The organism is Pseudoalteromonas sp. SR43-7, from assembly GCF_014163785.1.
Lineage (GTDB): Bacteria > Pseudomonadota > Gammaproteobacteria > Enterobacterales > Alteromonadaceae > Pseudoalteromonas > Pseudoalteromonas distincta.
This window is the reverse complement of sequence record NZ_JACJDY010000002.1, coordinates 41,394-61,583: the sequence shown is the minus strand read 5'-3', so window position 1 is coordinate 61,583 and position 20,190 is coordinate 41,394. Positions and strand designations below refer to the sequence as shown.

Annotated in this window: 18 protein-coding genes; 14 read left to right on the top strand and 4 right to left on the bottom strand. The window is 40.1% G+C overall.

The genetic code is table 11. The features are described from left to right. Positions 1–57: 57 nt before the first annotated feature. Positions 58–3,162 (bottom strand): EAL domain-containing protein, encoded by a 3,105-nt coding sequence (locus H5087_RS01570; RefSeq protein ID WP_182670937.1) that lies wholly within the window; start codon positions 3,160–3,162, stop codon positions 58–60. Between the two features lie 201 nt (positions 3,163–3,363). On the opposite strand from H5087_RS01570, the gene H5087_RS01565 reads away from it, so the two are divergent. Next, the gene (locus H5087_RS01565) at positions 3,364–4,206 is read left to right on the top strand and encodes a pirin family protein (RefSeq protein WP_182670936.1); all 843 of its coding nucleotides are present in this window, start codon (positions 3,364–3,366) and stop codon (positions 4,204–4,206) included. A 21-nt stretch (positions 4,207–4,227) separates the two neighbouring features. Then, a complete protein-coding gene (locus H5087_RS01560) occupies positions 4,228–5,202 on the top strand; it encodes a glutathione S-transferase family protein (RefSeq protein ID WP_182670935.1) in 975 nt (324 codons plus the stop codon). Positions 5,203–5,205: 3 nt separating this feature from the next. Here the strand turns inward: H5087_RS01560 and H5087_RS01555 are convergent, their stop codons facing one another. Genes H5087_RS01555 through H5087_RS01545 form a run of 3 tightly spaced genes read right to left on the bottom strand, consistent with a single transcriptional unit; the run spans position 5,206 to position 6,250 of the window. Continuing rightward, the gene (locus H5087_RS01555; protein WP_024596383.1) at positions 5,206–5,448 is read right to left on the bottom strand and encodes a hypothetical protein; all 243 of its coding nucleotides are present in this window, start codon (positions 5,446–5,448) and stop codon (positions 5,206–5,208) included. Position 5,449: 1 nt separating this feature from the next. Beyond that, entirely contained in the window at positions 5,450–5,905 is a 456-nt protein-coding gene (locus H5087_RS01550; RefSeq protein ID WP_182670934.1) for a hypothetical protein, read from the bottom strand. A gap of 6 nt (positions 5,906–5,911) precedes the next feature. Continuing rightward, on the bottom strand, positions 5,912–6,250 hold the full coding sequence (locus H5087_RS01545) for a hypothetical protein (protein WP_002957982.1): 339 nt from the start codon (positions 6,248–6,250) through the stop codon (positions 5,912–5,914). Between the two features lie 495 nt (positions 6,251–6,745). On the opposite strand from H5087_RS01545, the gene mraZ reads away from it, so the two are divergent. From mraZ to H5087_RS01485, 12 genes are read left to right on the top strand one after another with little or no spacing between them, the layout of a single operon-like run. Next, complete coding sequence (gene mraZ / locus H5087_RS01540) at positions 6,746–7,204, top strand: division/cell wall cluster transcriptional repressor MraZ (protein ID WP_007582904.1); 459 nt, start codon at positions 6,746–6,748, stop codon at positions 7,202–7,204. Between the two features lie 28 nt (positions 7,205–7,232). Beyond that, positions 7,233–8,171: a 16S rRNA (cytosine(1402)-N(4))-methyltransferase RsmH gene (gene rsmH, locus H5087_RS01535; protein ID WP_024606338.1), complete on the top strand. Its 939-nt coding sequence runs from the start codon at positions 7,233–7,235 to the stop codon at positions 8,169–8,171. Next, entirely contained in the window at positions 8,168–8,494 is a 327-nt protein-coding gene (gene ftsL / locus H5087_RS01530) for a cell division protein FtsL (RefSeq protein WP_002957986.1), read from the top strand. Before rsmH ends, ftsL begins: the two co-directional genes overlap by 4 nt. Further along, positions 8,491–10,308, top strand: a complete 1,818-nt coding sequence (locus H5087_RS01525) for a peptidoglycan glycosyltransferase FtsI (protein ID WP_002957987.1) — start codon at positions 8,491–8,493, stop codon at positions 10,306–10,308. The genes ftsL and H5087_RS01525 overlap by 4 nt, the downstream gene beginning before the upstream one ends. Continuing rightward, a complete protein-coding gene (murE, locus tag H5087_RS01520; RefSeq protein WP_182670933.1) occupies positions 10,301–11,779 on the top strand; it encodes a UDP-N-acetylmuramoyl-L-alanyl-D-glutamate--2,6-diaminopimelate ligase in 1,479 nt (492 codons plus the stop codon). The genes H5087_RS01525 and murE overlap by 8 nt, the downstream gene beginning before the upstream one ends. After that, positions 11,776–13,158 (top strand): UDP-N-acetylmuramoyl-tripeptide--D-alanyl-D-alanine ligase, encoded by a 1,383-nt coding sequence (murF, locus tag H5087_RS01515; protein ID WP_182670932.1) that lies wholly within the window; start codon positions 11,776–11,778, stop codon positions 13,156–13,158. The genes murE and murF overlap by 4 nt, the downstream gene beginning before the upstream one ends. Beyond that, a complete protein-coding gene (gene mraY, locus H5087_RS01510; RefSeq protein ID WP_002957990.1) occupies positions 13,158–14,240 on the top strand; it encodes a phospho-N-acetylmuramoyl-pentapeptide-transferase in 1,083 nt (360 codons plus the stop codon). Before murF ends, mraY begins: the two co-directional genes overlap by 1 nt. Beyond that, positions 14,241–15,575, top strand: a complete 1,335-nt coding sequence (gene murD, locus H5087_RS01505) for a UDP-N-acetylmuramoyl-L-alanine--D-glutamate ligase (RefSeq protein WP_182670931.1) — start codon at positions 14,241–14,243, stop codon at positions 15,573–15,575. It abuts the gene before it with no gap. Beyond that, positions 15,572–16,747, top strand: a complete 1,176-nt coding sequence (ftsW, locus tag H5087_RS01500; RefSeq protein ID WP_024606332.1) for a cell division protein FtsW — start codon at positions 15,572–15,574, stop codon at positions 16,745–16,747. Before murD ends, ftsW begins: the two co-directional genes overlap by 4 nt. Continuing rightward, positions 16,744–17,820: an undecaprenyldiphospho-muramoylpentapeptide beta-N-acetylglucosaminyltransferase gene (gene murG / locus H5087_RS01495; protein ID WP_182670930.1), complete on the top strand. Its 1,077-nt coding sequence runs from the start codon at positions 16,744–16,746 to the stop codon at positions 17,818–17,820. Before ftsW ends, murG begins: the two co-directional genes overlap by 4 nt. Further along, entirely contained in the window at positions 17,821–19,272 is a 1,452-nt protein-coding gene (murC, locus tag H5087_RS01490) for a UDP-N-acetylmuramate--L-alanine ligase (RefSeq protein WP_182670929.1), read from the top strand. It begins immediately after the preceding gene. Further along, the gene (locus H5087_RS01485; protein WP_039485318.1) at positions 19,269–20,189 is read left to right on the top strand and encodes a D-alanine--D-alanine ligase; all 921 of its coding nucleotides are present in this window, start codon (positions 19,269–19,271) and stop codon (positions 20,187–20,189) included. Before murC ends, H5087_RS01485 begins: the two co-directional genes overlap by 4 nt. The last annotated feature ends 1 nt before the right edge of the window (position 20,190 follow it).

The following is a 20,190-nucleotide window of genomic DNA, read 5'->3' as shown; positions in this document are numbered from 1 at the left end:
GCTTAACTTGACCGCGCAGACGCATTATTTATTGCGTAACAGTGATTTTTTGTTTATTTATTTTAATAAAGCGACTTTTTTATCAGCTAGAAGTGCCATAAAGCTGCTTTTATTTAAAGGTCTTGAAAATAAATAACCTTGTCCGTAATCACATCCGGCTTCAAGTAATAGCTGCATTTGTAATTCAGTTTCAATTCCTTCGGCGATTACTTTTAAGCCCAGTTGATGCGCCATAACAATTATTGCTTCACACAGTGCAAGTTCTTGACTGCCTACTTGGATATTATCAACAAAACGTTTATCTATTTTTAAATAATCGGTATCCATTTCTTGTAAGTAAGCGAGTGACGAATATCCTGTACCAAAATCATCAAGGGCAAGCTGCATACCTGATTTTACTATTTCTTTTAAGCGACGTTGCGTTAATGCTTCGGGGTTAATCATTAGGCCTTCAGTTATTTCTGCCACAATTGAGGATGCAGGTAATTTTGCAGCTTTTAGCATATCGTACCATTCATCTATACCACTCTCTGGCGTGGATAACTGCACTGGCGACACGTTTACACTTATTTGAAAAGTGTCATCGGTTAGGGTTTTTATATCTTTAAGCGTTTGCAAGGTTTGAGCAAATACAAATTGGCCAATTGCATTTATTTGCCTGGTTTCTTCAGCAAGTGAAATAAATACGACAGGGCTAATTAGGCCTTTTTCGGGATGTTGCCAACGAATAAGTGCTTCAGCTTTATGAATATGTAAATCATTCAAAGCAACAATGGGCTGATAAAACAACTCAAACTGCTCAAGTTCTATGGCACTTCGTAAGTCTTTTAATAGCACCATGCGTGCGTGTGCATATTCGCGCATGTCAGCAGAGAAAAACTCAAAACAGTTACGACCATTACTTTTTGCTTTATACATAGCCTGATCGGCTGCTTTTAAAAGCTGTTCAGTATTTTCACCATCATTAGGGGCGCATGCTATGCCCATGCTGGCGCTAATAAATAACTCTTCGTTTTCAAGATGCAAAGCCGACGATAGGCTAAGCAAAATATTACTGGCAATTTGATTAATATGACGCGTACTTTTTATACGATTAAATACAATAACAAACTCATCACCACCAATACGTGCCACAAACTCAGCATTTTTTGCCGACTGAACTATGCGTTGCGATACGAGTTTTAATAAGTTATCACCATAGTGATGGCCTAATGTGTCATTAATATCTTTAAAGTGATCAATATCTAAAAGCATGACAACCAATTGATTGTCGGGAGTAACAACATTTGAAAATCGTTGATTTAATCGCTCCTTTAACTCTAAACGATTTGGTAAGTCAGTTAGGTGATCATAGTGGGCTTGTCGCCAAATTGTTTCATCGGCTTGTTTTTTCTCAGTGAGGTCTGTAAATATCGCGATTCGACGAATAGGTGCGTTGTTTGTATCATAAACCGTATCGATTGTGAGCCACTCAGAGTAAAGCTGCCCGTTCTTTTTACGGTTAATAACCTCGCCTTGCCAGCGGCCTGTTTGCTGTAATTCAGACCACATTTTATTGTAAAAATTCTTATCATGTTTTCCTGATGAAAGAATTGAAGAGGAGCGCCCAATAACTTCTTCTTTACTATATAAAGTCGTTTTGCAAAACGCAGGGTTTACATCAAATATTATACCCGCTGGATCGGTGATTGCCATGCCTTCACTACTGTTGTTATACACTAGCAAGGCAAGGTGGAGTGCTTCTTCATTTATTTTTCGTTGTGTTATATCCCTTAGCACAACAACGTATTCATTTTTACTTTGCATTGCACTAATACGTGCTTCAAAGCTACGTTTAGGATCTGATTTTTCAAGTGTAAATTCTAAATTACTCGAAACATCAAGCTTAGATAACTGCGATAACAAAAGCTGCACATTGTTGTGAGAAAGTATTGATGATAAATGAGGTGCTGCAGTGCTGTTTGGGTTTACTTGAGGCTTAAATTGCCCCGTTATGTTGAGAATATCGCCATGGATGTTAATTCTAACGTAACTGTCGGGTAGAGTATTAAGCAAGCTGGTAAGCTCATCGTGCTTGTTTTTTAAATTAGCCTCGGCTGTTAACCTGGTTTGCGCCATTGATTTAAAGCGCTGATAGAGAGTATTTAGCTCTGGATTATTTGGCTGTATTTTTTGTGACGGCATTTCGCCCTTAGCCAACACGTTTGTTGCATTTGTTAGATTATTAATTGGGTCGATAATGCTGGTTTTAAGCAGCTTACGTGCAATTAAACATAGCACTAGCAGTGATAAAATAAACACACCAATCGCTATAAAAAAATTATTATTTATTTGCTTTAAAGCATGCGTAATAGGAAGTGCAATATGTATATTTAAGCTGTTATTACTTGGATCTTTATAAATAATAGAGTGATGAAGCATTCGATCTTCACCCTCAATAGATTTTATTTTTGTTGATGCCTTATTATCAATCGAAGAATCAGTTGCTAATAAAGTCTTTGCAATATTATCGCCAAGGGCTGCAGTTGTTGGTGGGTAACGCGCTAAAATTTTTCCATTAGAATCAGCGATTGCAGCAATAGAGCCAGCCGGCAGTTCAATATTATTAAAAGCATTGTTCCACCAGTCAAGCGCAACAACTATAACTACAACGCCCTGAATTACATTTTTTTTATTAATGATAGGTAACGCAAAGTTAAGGGTGTTTTTTTGCAAGTTTCTATCGTGCTGAAAATAACCTACTGACAATTGGTTACTTTTTAAGGCATTTTGAAAATACGCACGATCTGCAATACTTATTGTTTTGGCTAATCCGCTTGTTGTACACATAACAATGCCATTTGGATCTATAATCCCGATATTGGCAACATGGGCATAAATAGCTCTAAATTGATTAAAATAATAAGGGCAGGACGTTGCTAAATTTTCTTTCTTACTTTCCTCTTTAGCCAAATAACGCGCTAAACGGTCAATATCATCGACTAAGTGCTTTTGCTGTAAAATTAATTGCTTAGCAATGTTTTCTACTTTTTTTTCACTTTGCTCAATAGAGTGGTGGCGTTCAAGCAGCAGAGTAAAAATAATTACAGCGGTGCCCGGAATACTTAGCAATATAAGCAAACGATAAAGCTGATGTTTGAGAGAATAAGTAAAAATAACCATTCCTTAGTTTCGTATTTTGCAATAACAATTGTAGCCAAATTCACTCCAAATAACCATAGTAATTATAAGGTTGAAAATGTAACCAATGAATCAATGTCGTTCTATTTTTTAGAACATTAAGCTCGATTTAAAGACATAGTTGTTTTGTTTAATGAATGATTTAATAGCCTCATAAACTTATTCTTTAGAGTGAATTAAAAAATGAAAATATCAAAAATACTTACAGCTTATGCAACTCAAGATGGCGATGGCGTGAACATTAGCCGTATACCTGGGTTTGATGGTAAATATTTAGATCCATTTTTGATGATTGATGAACTTAAGTCAGATGACAAAAAAGATTATATGGGAGGCTTTCCTGAGCATCCGCACCGAGGAATTGAAACGTTTACTTATATTCTAAAAGGTGGCTTTGAACATCGTGACCAAATGGGTAACAAAGAAGCAATTAAAGCAGGCGATGTGCAATGGATGAGCACAGGGCGCGGCGTCATGCACAGTGAAATGCCACTCGCTGATGCTATAGATGGTCTGCATGGCTTTCAAATTTGGATAAACATGCCAAGCGCAGAAAAAATGCGTGATTCACGTTATCAAGATACGACTAAAAACCCAGCTCCTAGTTTTACAAATACGCAAGGCGTGACGTTAAAAGCACTTGCGGGATCGTGGCAGTTCGAAAGTGAAACGCTTGCAAGCGAGCTGCAAAGTTTAGCTGCTAATGCGGCGCTCGCTGATATTACATTACCTGCTGGTAAAAGCACTTATTTAGAGCCTCTTAGCCAACAAAAAGTAATGCTTTATATTCATAGCGGCTCACTAATAATGAGCGACAATCAAACAATACTAGCGGGTAAGTTACTTATTTTAGAACCAGGCAGTGATATTAATATTAGCTCTGAGCACGGCGCTGGTGTTTTGGTTTTAGCAGGCGATCCACTTAATCAACCTATTGCTCATATGGGGCCGTTTGTAATGACGACGCAAGCAGAAGTACAGCAAGCAGTGCGTGATTATCAAAACGGTGAGTTTGGCAAAATATAATGGTATTTTTAGGAGAGTTTTATGGGATTATTAGTTAACGGCCAATGGCAAGATAAATGGTACGACACTGATTCAAGTAACGGTAAGTTTGAACGCGAAACGGCGCAGTTACGTCACTGGGTAACTGTTGATGGTAGCGCTGGAATAACGGGCGAGGCCGGATTTAAAGCACAAGCGAACAGGTATCATTTATATGTGTCACTTGCGTGTCCTTGGGCGCATCGAACGCTTATATTTAGAGCGTTAAAAGGGTTGCAAGATTTAATTACGGTGTCGGTTGTTAGTCCTGATATGCTTGATAGTGGTTGGGCTTTTGATACGCAAAACCACAGTACTGGTGATGCTTTATTTAATAGTAACTACTTACATCAAGTGTATATAAAAAATAATCCTAAGTATTCCGGGCGAGTTACCGTACCCGTATTGTGGGATAAAAAGCTAAATAAAATTGTCAGTAATGAGTCTGCCGATATTATACGTATGTTCAATAGTGCATTTAATGAATTAACAGGTAATAACGATGATTACTACCCAGAGGCACTACGACCAAAAATTGATGGATTAAATGCGTTGATTTATCCAAATATAAATAATGGTGTTTATCGTACGGGATTCGCAACAACTCAAGATGCATACGAAGAGGCGTTTAACGATTTATTCAAAGCACTCGATAAAGTAGAAGGGATACTGAGCAAGCAGCGTTATTTAACAGGTAATAGGCTCACCGAGGCAGATTGGCGACTATTCACTACACTCATTCGGTTTGATAGTGTGTACGTTGGCCATTTTAAATGTAATTTACGCACAATTGAAAGCTATCCTGCATTAAGTGGATACCTTAGGGAGCTATATCAAGTTAAAGGAGTGGCTGAAACAGTTGATTTTTATCATATTAAGCGTCATTACTATTTTAGTCACACAATGATCAACCCAACACAAGTTGTGCCAAGTGGTCCAAGTATTGATTACTTATCTGATCACGGTAGAAATGTTTAGCGCTTAAGCTATCAAGTTCACTAGCCAGCCGTATTTTCTTACGAAGCTGGTTTCGCTTTTACCCGCTTGTACTGCTGCACCTGCGATAAAGGCACTTGAAAGCCCAACTTTGGTTACGGCAAAACGCTTTAGTCTATATTGGAACGCTGCATGATGTTGGCGTTTCAATTCACTGCGCGTATCCATTTGCTTACTTAGAGCATCAACGTTTTCATTAGGTGCTTTAATTAAGTAGTTAACTAACATACTAATTTCCTTGTAGGTTAAATAGCTGCTTTAAACTTTTAAGCGTTTTACTAAAGCCAATTTTATTGCTTAAGTAAACTGTATTTTTCCAAAGCCATATTAAACAAGCAACTTGTAGCAAAGTAGCTGTTGCAATACTTAGCCATACCGACCCAAAAACATCGTATACACCGTATCCAACAGCACCTAGAAATCCTGCCCACAACAAAACCAAACCACTGGCAAAGCATCCTAAAAATATAGTGATCAATGCAAGCGATCTAAGCGATAACCGCCATTCAGCTTTAGCAAGCTGGTGGGTGATCTTTCCTTGAGTTTGGTAATCATCCTTGAGCTGCTCAGAATACTCTAAAAGCATTGCAACATGATCTTGCCAATCGTCCTTTTGGCTATGTTGCTCAGTAGTTTGGTCTTGCGCATCACCATCCTTGGTTGCTGTTGTTTGTGGGTTATTCATCACTAATTACTTACGACGAAGTAGTGATGTGATTAGCATACCCGCAGCAAAAGCAATACCCGCAGTTGCTAATGGGTTTTCAGAAGCAAAAGCACGAGTTTTTGCAGTACATTCGCTTAGTTTTTCACGTGCGATAAGTTGTTTTTCGCTCAATGCATCTGCTGAGCTAGAAGCTCCTTTACGCACACTGCTTTCAGCTGTTGCAGCTTTGCTAGAAAGTGCATCTACAGCATCGTGCGCCGCTGATGTTGCTTTCTCTGTAAGAGGAGACTCAGTATTTGTTAGTTTAACGTCAGGCTTAACATCTGAAGTTGTATTTGGTTTCGTATTCGTTGCAGTAGCCATAATCAATCCTTAATAAGTTAAAAATTTAAATAGTGATTTAGATGATGCAATGATTAAACCAAACTTGTTATTAATTTTAACTTACTGAATTTGATGGGTTTTTTGTATTTTTTTAATTTTTGATAATTAGTATTTTAAAATAAACAGTAACTATTACTACACGGCTAGGTAAATTTTACAAAGAGGATAAAAACGCCTTAAAAATTGTAAATATTCATTGGTTATTCAGTAAGCAATGCATGTAAACAGAAAGTTATAAAAGCAAAGCTGATATTTTTCTTTACCTCAATCCCACTTTTTCCCACGTAATTCAAACGCTTCGCTTGAGCCCTTATTTTTTCTAGCTTTGAGACTCACTAAAGCTGGTCAGCTTACTTGACAAAATGGCTTGTCAAGCCCTAAACTGGAGCACTGTGGTTAAAAGTGGTTTTTAGTGGATCTCATTGGATAAAATAAACAAAAAATTGAATAAAACAATTTCAAAGTAGGTTTTTTATGTTTCGTGGCGCGAGTTCACTGAGTTTGGATGATAAGGGGCGTTTTGCGGTACCGACAAAGTACCGAGAATCTCTGTTGTCTGAAGATCAGGGGACAGTTATTTGTACCGTCGCATTAAATGAACCGTGTTTATGGTTATATCCATTGGCTGAGTGGCTCGAAATAGAAAGCCGTTTAGCGAAAATATCTAATATGAATCCACGAGCTCGACGAATGCAACGTATGTTGCTAGGTAACGCTACAGAGTATCAACTTGATAAAAATGGTCGAATTTTGCTTGCGCCGTCATTACGTGCCCATGCATCTCTTGGCAAAAAAATCATGCTGGTTGGTTTGATGAATAAGTTTGAAATTTGGGACGAGGCGCGTTGGCACGAGCAAATGCAGCAAGATACTGAGCTTGAAAGGCTTGGTGATTTTGAACCTAACCAAGATTTAGATAATTTTACACTCTAACGGCACAAAAAAAGGCACACAATAGCTAATGACAGCGCAATTTGAACACGTATCCGTATTAATGGATGAGACCATCGATGCCCTTGCAATTAAGCCAGACGGTATATACATGGATGGTACATTTGGACGTGGTGGCCACTCTGGGCAAATTTTAGCACGCCTTGGTGATGAAGGTCGCCTGCAAGCAATTGACCAAGATCCACAAGCAATACAATCAGCTGAAAAATTTGCTGATGACCCACGTTTTGCAATTGCACACACTCGCTTTTCAAACTTATACGAAGTAGCACAGCAAAACGATCTAATTGGTAAAGTCGATGGCATTTTATTAGACATTGGTGTTTCGTCACCACAACTAGATGACGCTGAGCGTGGCTTTAGTTTTATGAAAGACGGCCCACTCGATATGCGTATGGACCCTACAACAGGTCGCAGTGCAGCACAGTGGTTAGCAGAGGCTGAGTTGGATGATATTACCCACGTAATTAAAAAATTGGGCGAAGAAAAGTTTGGTAAACGCATTGCGCACAAAGTACTTGAAGTTCGTGAGCACACGCCAATCACAACTACCAAGCAGCTTGCTGACCTTGTTGATGAAGCTGTACCGGTAAAAGATAAGTTTAAACACCCAGCTACCCGTACTTTTCAGGCTATTCGTATTTACATTAATAGTGAGCTTGAAGAAATTCAAACTGCGCTTCAGTCTGCAGTTAAAGTGCTAAAGCCAGGCGGACGTTTAGTGGTGATTTCGTTTCATTCTTTAGAAGACCGTATTGTAAAACAGTTTATTAGAAAACAGAGTAAGGGAGAAGCATTACCCAGAGGTCTGCCTTTAACTGATGCACAAATAAATAAAAATCTGACGTTAAAAGCAGTGGGTAAAGCTATTAAGCCAAGTGCTGCAGAAGTAGAGCGTAATCCACGTTCTCGTAGTTCTGTACTTAGGATTGCACAGAGGTTGGGATGAGTAAAAAAGCGAGCTATCGGCAACCTAATTTATTCTTTGAAATATTAAAAGGCCTAGGAGCTAATAAGCTAACCTCGGCCTTGTTGGTTGTGATATTCGCTTCTAGTTTAGCTGTTGTGCAAACAACCCACTTAGCTCGTGGCCAACTTATACAGCAAGATCAATTATTACAAGAACGCGATGAGCTCGATTTAGAGTGGCGCTACTTACTTGTTGAAGAAGAATTTTATTCGCAACATGCACGCATTGAAGAAGTAGCTACATCACAATTGAAAATGAAAAGACCTACGAGTCAAGATGAGCAGGTAATAATAGTACAATGAGAAATAGAGGCAAAAAACCAGTCACTAATTTAATCACATGGCGCTTCATGCTGGTGTGTGCAGTTGTGTTTATGGTGTTTGTAACACTCGTATCTCGCGCTGCTTATTTACAAGTAATAGAACCTGATAAAGCACGTTCAGAAAGTGACAAACGTACCGTGCGCGTTGAAAAACTACATGTGCAACGCGGGATGATTTTTGACCGTAATGGTAAAGAGTTAGCGGTAAGTGTGCCTGTTGTAAGTGTATATGCTGATCCTAAAGCATTGCACAAGTCGCTAGTCTCTAAAGTAATTAAACAAGCACGTAAAAGCGGCGAAGATCATTTATCTTTAGCTGAAAATACCGCCGAGCTTGATAAGCGTACTGCACTTTATTATAAAAACGATTTACGCTGGCGTGAGCTTGCAGATGTGCTGCGTATTGATCCTAAGAAGATTAACTCTCGACTATTAAACGATCCCTCGCGTCGCTTTGTTTATTTAAAGCGCCAAGTTACTCCTGCTGTAGCAAATTATATTGGCGATTTACGCCTACCAGGTATTCATTTACTAGATGAATCTAAACGCTATTACCCCGCCGGTGAGGTTACCGCGCATGTTATTGGTTTTACTAATATAGACGGTAAAGGCATTGAAGGCATTGAAAAGCTATACGAAAACGCTTTAACGGGCGAGGAAGGCCGCCGCACTATACGTAAAGACGCACAAGGGCGTGAAGTAGAAGTGCTTGACGAGCGTGAGCGCGTAGAGCCAGAAAGTATAGAATTAAGTATCGACCAACGAATTCAAGCTATTGCCTACAAAGCTGTAAAATCAGCTGTACTGACCTACAAAGCCACATCGGGCTCAGCTATGGTAGTTGATGTTAAAACCGGTGAAGTGCTGGCAATGGTAAATAGTCCTTCATTTAATCCAAATAACTTAAGCGATGCTGCACCTCATAAGCGTCGTAATCGCGCAATTACAGATTTGTTTGAACCAGGCTCAACTGTTAAGCCTCTAGCCATTTTAGCTGGGCTAGACTACGGCGCCATTCAGGCAGATGACACGATTGATACCTACCCAGGTTGGATGCGTTTAGGTGGTAGTTTAGTTAGAGATACTCGTAATCACGGCGAACTAACACTGCGCGAAATACTAAAGTACTCCTCAAATATGGGGGTTGCGAAGGTTACTCAGTTAGTGCCTAAAGATTACCTTGTTGGCTTATATCAAAAAGTAGGCTTTGGCAGTGACACCGGTACTGGAATGGTAGGTGAAAGCAGCGGTTTGTTTTATCCAAATCGTCGTTGGTCTGACTTTGAAATTGCAACTTTATCATTTGGTTATGCAATTTCGGTAAGTACTGCGCAAATGGCGCGCTTTTATACCATGTTAGGCGCTGGTGGAGTTAATCGACCACTGACTATTTTAAAGCAAGATAATATACCTGAAGGCGAACGTATTTTTAAACAAAAAGACGTAGAAGCCGTAGTCCACATGATGGAAAGTGTATTTGAAAAAGACGGTACTGCTCGCAACATAAAAGTTGATGGGTATCGTGCTGCCGGTAAAACAGGTACATCTAAAAAAGCCGTAGCAGGTGGTTATGGTGATGAATATGTAGGTTACTTTGCAGGTGTAGCACCGGCAAGTAATCCTCGTTTAGCCGTGGTAGTTATGATTAATGAACCAGGTGGTGATGTGTACTATGGAGGTGCCACCGCTGGCCCTGCATTTGCAGAAATCATCTCTAACGCATTAAGAATATTAAACGTAGCGCCTGACAAGGAAGAGGTTGCGTACGTACAAGGTAAAGATAACGATGCGTGATTTAAAGGATATTTTAAAATACATCGAAATAGATGCGCCCTCGCAACTGGTAAAGCATTTACGCCTTGATAGCCGTGAAGTAACGCCAGGGGATGTATTTGTTGCTATTAAAGGCCATACACTTGATGGCGGACAATTTATTAATAAAGCAATTGAAAATGGCGCAATAGCTATCATTGCTGACAGATTATGTGAATTTGAAAGCAGTTTTGAGCCACTGTATTTAGTCTCAGAGCTTGATAAAAAGCTTCCAGAATTAGCTAGTCGCTTTTATAGCCAACCAAGTCAGACTCTTGATTTAATTGGTGTGACAGGTACAAATGGTAAATCGACCACCACAGCAATGATTGCCCACTTAGCACAATTTTGTAGTACTGTGTCAGCTATTATAGGTACTTTAGGTTATGGCCATCCTGATAACTTAATTCCACTGATAAACACAACGCCTTCAACAGTTGATTTACAGCATATTTTGAGCGATTTAAATTCGCAGCATAAAAAGCTGGTAGCCATGGAAGTATCATCTCATGGGTTAGTGCAACAACGCGTTGCTAAATGTCAGTTTAAAGCGGCTGTGTTTACTAATCTTTCGCGCGATCACTTAGATTACCATGGTGATATGGCAAGTTACAGTGATGCTAAATTAATGCTTTTCCGTGATTTTGAACCGCAAGTTGTAGTGCTTAATCAAGATGACTTTCAAGCTGAGCAATGGCTTGAAAAGTATGATTTTAATAACCTAATTTGTTATGGCCGCAAAAACTTAGCTCCTAAGAATGCCCGATATGTTTATTTTTCTGGTGTTGAATATTCAAGTGAAGGTATTTCAGCGCAGTTATCGACAAGTTGGGGTGATATTTCAATTAAATCGCCTCTGTTTGGCGAATTCAACTTATATAACTTAACGGCAGCGCTCGCTACATTACTAGGGCTAGGTTATCCACTTGAGCAGCTAGTTGCTGGTTGTGCGCAGTTACAGCCAGTCGCTGGTCGAATGCAAGCTTTTAGTCAAGCTGGCATGCCAACCTGTGTTGTTGATTACGCCCATACACCCGATGCACTTGCACTTGCATTACAAGCATTGCAGTTGCATGTGCCAGGTGGTGTAAGTTGTGTATTTGGTTGCGGTGGCGACAGAGACAAAGGTAAGCGCGCATTAATGGCGCAAGCTGCAGAGCAAAACGCTAATAAAGTGATTATTACCAGCGATAACCCTCGATCTGAAAATCCTGATGACATTATTGCAGATGTAGCAGGCGGTCTAACCCATCCTCAAAATGCACATTTAGAGGCTGATAGAGCAACTGCAATTCGTTTTGCTATAGAAAATGCTACAGCTGATGATGTTATTTTGATTGCAGGTAAAGGCCACGAAGATTATCAAATTATAGGCGATAAGCGCATCGACTTTTGCGATCGCCGCTATGTACAAGAACAATTAAAAAAAGCAATAAGAGGGATAACACAATGATCCCAATGGATTTTGATTGGTTAGCTAATGTGCTAACAACTGATTATCAAGGTGATAATCAACACGTGCTAAATATAAATACTGATACTCGCACAGTGTGCGATGGCGAAGTGTTTTTAGCACTGAAAGGGCCAAATTTTGATGGCCATAAATTTATAGCTGAGGCTAAACAAAAAGGCGCTATAGGCGTTATTGTTCAGCACAAAGTTGATGTAGATATTCCACAATTTATAGTAAGCGATACACGTATTGCACTAGGTACAATTGGCACCGCAGTTATGGCCCAAGTGGCGCCTAAAACAATTGCAATTACAGGGAGTGTAGGCAAAACCACCGTAAAAGAAATGTGTGCGGCAATTTTGTCGGTTCACGGTGATGTATTAGCTACTAAAGGTAATTTTAACAACGATATTGGCGTCCCTCTTACGTTATTGCGCTTAGAGCCTCAACATCGTTTTGCTGTAATTGAGCTAGGTGCAAATCACTTAGGTGAAATTGCTTACACAACGGCAATGACAAAACCAGATGTGGCCGTTGTATGTAATGTTGCAGCAGCTCACTTGGAAGGTTTTGGTAGCTTAATGGGCGTTGCAAAAGCTAAAGGTGAGATTTTTGATGGCCTAAAAGATGACGGTGTTGCCATTGTTAATTGCGATAGTGAATTTAGCCAGTATTGGTTAGATAAACTTGAAGGGCGTAATGTTAAACGCTTTTCTACAACCGAAAAACTAGACATTTGGGCAGAGAACATCACGCTTGATGCCAATGCACGTGCAAGCTTTACGCTTTGCACTAAAAACAAGCAAGTGCCTGTTACTTTGGCGCTACCTGGTAAGCATAATATTAGTAATGCACTTATCGCTGCGGCGCTGACCAGTGAATTTGATGTAACCCTTGAAGAAATAGCCAATGCACTTGCCACAATGGGTGATGTAAAAGGGCGCGTTAATTTAATTGAAGTGTCTGATTTTCTTACCGTGGTTGATGACACCTATAATGCCAATGTTAAGTCGGTAAAGGCTGCGATTGACTTGTTAAGTGATATGCAAGGTCACCGCATTTTAGCACTCGGAGATATGGGGGAGCTTGGTGAAGATGCACGTAAGTACCATAAAGAAGTTGGCGAGTATGCACTTGAACAAGGGATTGATGAGTTATTTACATTAGGCGTGTTAAGTAAATACGCAAGTGATGTGTTTGAACTTCCTAATCGCCACTTTTCGAGCCGCGAACAGATGCAGCAAAAAATTCAAGAAAGTATTAATAAAGTGAATAAAAAAACAACAATAGTAGTGAAAGGATCGCGCAGTTCTCGCATGGAATTATTAGTAACCGATTTAGTTAATGGCCAGCAACAAGCCATCAATGGAGTATCATAATGTTAGTTTGGCTGGCAGAGTATTTAACACAGTATTTTAGTGGTTTTCATGTTTTTTCGTATTTAACGCTACGTGCCATTTTAGGTATTTTAACTGCGTTAATTATGTCTCTTTATTTAGGGCCTAAGTTAATTCGTGGTTTGCAACGTATGCAAATAGGTCAAACAGTTCGCGACGATGGTCCGCAATCGCATTTGTCTAAGTCGGGTACACCGACTATGGGTGGCTTACTTATTTTAGCGGCTATTTTTACCAGCACGCTACTTTGGGCCGATTTATCAAATAAATATGTGTGGGCAACACTGTTTGTAATTGGCTCATTAGGTATTGTTGGTTTTGTTGATGATTACCGTAAAGTTATTCGTAAAGACCCAAAAGGTTTAATTGCTAAGTGGAAGTACTTTTGGCAATCGGTCATTGCATTAGTTGTAGCTACTGCTTTGTACTTTACTAGTGCTCAAGCATCTGAGACATCTCTTGTTGTTCCATTTTTTAAAGACGTATTACCGCAATTAGGTTTGTTTTATATTGTGCTTACGTATTTTGCCATAGTAGGTACATCAAACGCAGTAAACCTGACCGATGGCTTAGATGGCTTGGCGATTGTGCCAATTATTTTGGTGGCTGCGGCATTGGCAATTATTGCTTACTTAACAGGTAATATTAACTTTTCGGCTTACTTACATATTCCACATTTACCGCTAGCGAGTGAGCTTGTAGTTGTGTGTACTGCCATTGTGGGCGCAGGGCTTGGCTTTTTATGGTTTAACACTTACCCAGCACAAGTATTTATGGGCGATGTTGGCTCATTAGCACTTGGTGGCGCATTAGGTATTATTGCTGTTTTAGTACGCCAAGAGTTACTACTTATTATTATGGGTGGTGTATTTGTAATGGAAGCACTATCGGTAATATTACAAGTGGGGTCGTATAAATTACGCGGACAACGCATTTTTAGAATGGCGCCGATTCATCATCATTATGAATTAAAAGGTTGGCCAGAGCCTCGCGTTATTGTGCGCTTTTGGATTATTTCTGTTGTGCTAGTGCTTGCTGGCTTAGCTACTTTAAAGATTCGATAAATGCAGTATTTAAACGAGATAAAAAACAAACAAATAACAGTGCTCGGACTCGGTGTAACCGGTCTGGGCATTGTGCGTTTTCTATTATCTCATGGCCTCGCCCCAAAGGTCGTTGATAGCCGAGCAACCCCGCCGGGGATTGATTGGCTAAAAGAGCACGCGCCAAATCTAGATACCTACTTTGGTAATTTGGATGACGCTGAGCTTTGTTCAAACGATATGATTATTATAAGCCCTGGGCTTAGCTTAATAATACCAGCTGTTGAAAATGCAATTAACGCAGGTGTTGAAGTGATTGGCGACGTTGAGTTGTTTGCTCGTATTAATACAAAACCGGTTGTTGCTGTAACAGGCTCTAACGGCAAATCAACCGTGGTTACGCTTGCTTATGAAGTATTAAAAGAAGCCGGCTATAAAGTCGCTTTGGGTGGGAATATTGGCACCGCGGTGCTTGATTTGCTCAATGATGATTTTGATGTGTATGTACTTGAGTTATCTAGTTTTCAGCTAGATACCACAACGAGTTTAAAACCTGTAAGTGCAACGGTGTTAAATGTGTCAGAAGATCATCTTGATCGATACGACAGTTACCAAGCTTATATAGACTCAAAGCTAAGTATTTATGACGGTGCAGAGCTGATAGTTGTCAATGCCGACGATATTCAAACTCATCCAGTTGAGCGCGGTACAACCCCCCTAATCAGCTTTGGTGCTCAACAAGGTGATTACCATTTAGCGCAGCATAATGACGAAACTCATTTTATGCTTAAAGGCGATGCATTTTTACCTGTTGATACCCTTGCGGTAGTGGGTAAGCACAATTATTTAAATACGCTTGCAGTAATGGCGCTTTTAAGTCCGTTTGAAGTAAGTAAAGAGCAATATAAGAACGCGTTAGGTCAATTTAATGGATTGGCTCACCGCTGCCAATTTGTAGCTGAGCTTAACGGTGTAAAGTATTTTAACGATTCAAAGGCAACGAATGTTGGAGCGACTATTGCTGCAATAGATAGTTTGGCTAGTGATGGTGAAAATCTGATTGTTATTGCAGGTGGCGATGCTAAAGGCGCTGATTTAAACGCACTTAAATCCTACATAGAACAGCATGTAAAAGCATTAATTTGTTTTGGTAAAGATGCAAGTGACTTATCTGCGATTACCAATAAGAGCTATTTAACTAACAACATGGAAGAAGCCGTTGCTTTGGCCAACGTACTTAGTAGTACAGGCAATATTGTTTTGTTAGCACCTGCATGTGCCAGCATTGATATGTATAACAACTATATGCAACGTGGTGATGATTTTATTCAATGTGTTATGGCAGGGCAACTATGATTGCTTTTGCCGATATAAGAGATGCATTAACACCAAAACCTTCAGGTCAGTTGTATGATGTACCGCTGTTGTACTGCGTAATTATGTTAATTGGTGTTGGTTTTATCATGGTAACCAGCGCTTCAATGCCGACCGCTGAGCGGTTATTTGATGACCCATACCATATTACTATTCGCCACAGCATGTTTTTGGCAATGTCTTTTGTGCTTTTTTGGATAAGTGTTTGTGTGCCAATGGATTGGTGGAAACGATCCAACCCTTATTTATTAATACTAGGCATGGTGCTGTTAATAGCGGTATTGATTGTTGGGCGTGAAGTAAATGGTGCTAAACGATGGATACCTATTGGTCCTGTTGGTTTTCAGGTTGCTGAGGCCGCTAAATTATACTTTTTTAGTTATATTGCGGGTTATTTGGTAAGAAAACGCGAAGAAGTACAAGAAAATATTAAAGGCTTTGCAAAGCCAATAGCTGTATTTGCAGTGTATGCGCTACTTATTTTGCTACAACCTGATTTAGGTACAGTGGTTGTTATGTTTGTAACAACGGTTGGTTTACTGTTTTTAGCTGGCGCTAAATTATGGCAGTTCTTTGTACTTATTCTAACTGGCGTCGGTTTGGTTGTATTACTGATTATTGTTGAACCATATCGAATGGCGCGTGTTGTCGGCTTTTTAGACCCTTGGGATGATCCTTTTGGTAAGGGTTATCAGTTAGTTCAATCGCTAATGGCTTATAGCCAAGGTGGTTGGTTTGGCCAAGGCTTAGGTAACAGTGTACAAAAACTGCAATATTTACCTGAAGCGCATAACGATTTTATTTTTGCTGTAATAGGTGAAGAACTTGGTTTAATAGGCGTTGTAAGTATTTTAATGGTATTAGCTACTTTAGTATTTAGAGCGTTATTAATAGGCCAACAAGCGCTTAAATGTGGCAAAGAATACGAAGGCTATTTTTCGTTTGCCATTGGTATTTGGTTTGCATTTCAAACCATGGTGAATGTAGGTGCGAGCGCGGGTATTTTGCCAACTAAGGGTTTAACCCTGCCATTTATTTCTTATGGTGGTTCAAGCTTGTTAATTATGACCATTGCCACGGGCATTTTATTGCGCGTTGATTTTGAAACCAAAATGGCAACCAAACAAGCCACCTCACGTGGAGGCAAGCGATGAGTAAAAAATTAGTAGTAGTGGCTGGTGGAACTGGCGGACACATTTTTCCTGGTATTGCAGTGGCTGATTATTTAAAACAGCAGGGCTGGCAAGTAAGCTGGATTGGCACACCAGATCGAATGGAAGCAAGCGTCGTACCTAAGCATAATATAGATATTGATTTTATTAATGTAAAAGGTGTTCGTGGTAACGGATTAAAGCGTCTTATTAAAGCCCCATTCATGGTAGTTAATGCAGTATTGCAAGCGCGTAAGGTATTGAAAGAACAGCGTCCTGATGTAGTACTCGCAATGGGCGGTTATGTTACGGGACCCACGGGAATTGCCGCAAAGAGTTTAGGTATTCCGTTAGTTATTCACGAGCAAAACGCTGTAGCGGGTATGAGCAATAAACTGCTAGCTAAGGTGGCTACACGTGTATTAGCAGCATTTCCAAGTGCTTTTGCACAGGGTCAAGCCGAGCTAGTAGGTAACCCAGTTCGCCAAAGCGTTATGAATATAGCCAAACGCGATGTATCAAGCCCTATTAATATTTTAGTGGTAGGGGGCTCGCTCGGTGCACAAGTGCTTAATCAAACATTACCAGAAGCATTTAAAGTACTAAATAATACAGCTCCTATAAACGTATGGCATCAAACAGGTAAGGGTCATTTATCTACTGTAGAAACAGCTTATAAAATGCATGGCTTTGCGGATGGTAATACAAAAATAGCTGAATTTATTGATGATATGGACGCGGCGTATAGCTGGGCTGATATTGTTGTTTGCCGCGCTGGTGCATTAACTGTTAGCGAAATTGCAGCAGCAGGTAAAATGGCTGTTTTTGTTCCTTTTCCACATGCCGTGGACGACCATCAAACAGCAAACGCACAATATTTAGTGATGGCTAATGGCGCATTATTAATGCCACAAGGGCAGTTCAATAAACAATCAATTGTTGAACTATTAAGCCCATATTTAGCCCAACCTTCATTAATTACTGAAATGGCTACAAATGCAAAAAAACAAGCCATTTTAGATGCCACAGCAAGCGTAGCAACGCACTGTGAGCAAGTAACAAATAAGAGAAAATAAGTGAAAGAAACGTCAGTACAAGAAAAACACACGCGCCCTGCAATGCGCCGAATAGAAACCATTCACTTTATTGGTATTGGTGGAGCCGGTATGGGCGGTATTGCTGAAGTACTCGCTTTTGAAGGCTACCGTATTACAGGTTCTGACATTGCTCATAGCGCTATGACAGATCGCTTAATTAAAGCCGGTGCTGAGGTATTTATTGGCCATCATGAAAATAACGTGAAAGATGCCAATGTAGTGGTTGTTTCAAGCGCGATTGATGAAACAAATCCTGAAATTATTGCAGCTAAAGCCGCAAGAATCCCTGTTGTGCGCCGCGCAGAAATGCTCGCAGAGCTAATGCGTTTTCGCCACGGTATAGCGATTGCGGGAACGCATGGTAAAACAACGACAACAAGCCTAATTGCAAGTATTTATGGACAAGCAGGGCTCGATCCAACTTTTATTATTGGTGGCTTGTTAAATAGCGCAGGTAGTAACGCAAAAGTAGGCAAAAGTGATTTTTTAATAGCAGAAGCTGATGAAAGCGATGCGTCGTTTTTACACTTGCAGCCAATGGTCTCGGTGATCACAAATATTGAAGAAGATCACATGGATACTTATGGCGGCAGTCTTGAAAAAATGAAAGACACGTATGTCGACTTTATTCATAACTTGCCGTTTTATGGTTTAGCTGTTGTATGTATTGACTCTGAAGTTGCAGCTGAGCTTATCCCGCGCTTTGGTCGCCCAGTTATTACGTATGGCGAATCGAAGGATGCTGATTATCGCATGAGCGACTTTAGCCAATCAGCTAATACGTGCACATTTACAGTAACTAACAAACAAGGTGAGTGTTTAACTGCCACGTTGAATATGCCAGGTAGACACAACGCACTTAATGCAACCGCTGCGATTGCTGTGGCAAAAGATCAAAACATTGCGAATCATGCAATTTTAGAAGCGCTGCAGAAGTTTGAAGGCATTGGTCGTCGTTTTCAGCACTATGGTGAATTTGAAAACGAGCGGGGCAATGTGATGTTAGTTGATGATTACGGGCATCACCCTTCAGAAGTTGCAGCAACAATTGCAGCAGTGCGTGAAGGTTGGCCTGATAAGCGTTTAGTAATGGTATATCAACCTCATAGGTTTTCTCGTACACGCGACTTATACGAAGATTTTGTAAAAGTACTTGCTGATGTAGATCAGTTGCTATTGCTTGATGTGTACAGCGCAGGTGAAGATCCTATTGTAGGGGCCGACAGCAAAAGCTTATGTCGTAGCCTTCGTCAACGTGGCAAAGAGCCGCTGCACGTAGCAACAAATGCTGAACTTGCAGGTGTTTTGGCCGAAAATTTACAAAACAATGATTTAGTATTAACCCAAGGCGCTGGTAATATAGGTCAGTTAGTTAAAACATTAGCTGCAACGGGTATGTCGATAGAAAAACTTAAGCAAGGTGAAGTATGACTCAGGTAAACACACAATTTGGTAAAGTAGCGGTACTGCTAGGTGGTAACTCAGCAGAGCGTGAAGTGTCTTTACGATCGGGTCAGGCTGTTTTAAATGCGCTGCAAAATAGTGGTATTGATGCAATTGCATTTGACCCACAAAGTCGTTCTTTGTGGGAGTTAAAAGAATTAAATGTAGATCGCGTTTTTATTGCTTTGCATGGCCGTGGTGGCGAAGACGGCACAGTGCAGGGTGCACTTGAATTTATGAACTTGCCTTACACGGGCAGTAATGTACTAGGTTCAGCACTTGCTATGGATAAAGTACGTTGTAAGCACTTATTTAAATCAGCGGGTTTAAGTACTGCACCTTATACCGTAGTTGATGCTAAAAAAGGCTTTGATGCTAAAGCCATTATGGATGAGTTTAAAAAGGTCATGGTTAAGCCATCGCATGAAGGTTCAAGCATAGGTATGGCGCAAGCAAGTACAACACAAGAGCTTGAAGATGCACTAGCTAATGCATTTAAGTTTGATAACCAAGTACTTGTAGAGCAGTGGATCACTGGTCGTGAGTTTACAATCACAGTGCTTGGCGACGATGTACAACCAGTCATTGAGATGACGACACCTAATGGCTTTTACGATTACCAAGCTAAGTATCAATCAAATACAACCCAGTATCATTGCCCTGCAGATTTATCAGAGCAAGATACTAAGTACTTACAAGCCATATCGCTAGATGCGTTTGATTTAGTGGGTGCAAGTGGTTGGGGTCGTGTTGATGCTATGCAAGACGAGCAAGGGAATTTTTACCTGCTTGAAGTAAATACAGTACCAGGCATGACTGAAAAGTCACTAGTACCGATGGCTGCAAAAGCGAACGGGGCAACTTTTGAACAATTAGTTGTTCGCATTTTAGAGCAAACGCTTTAAT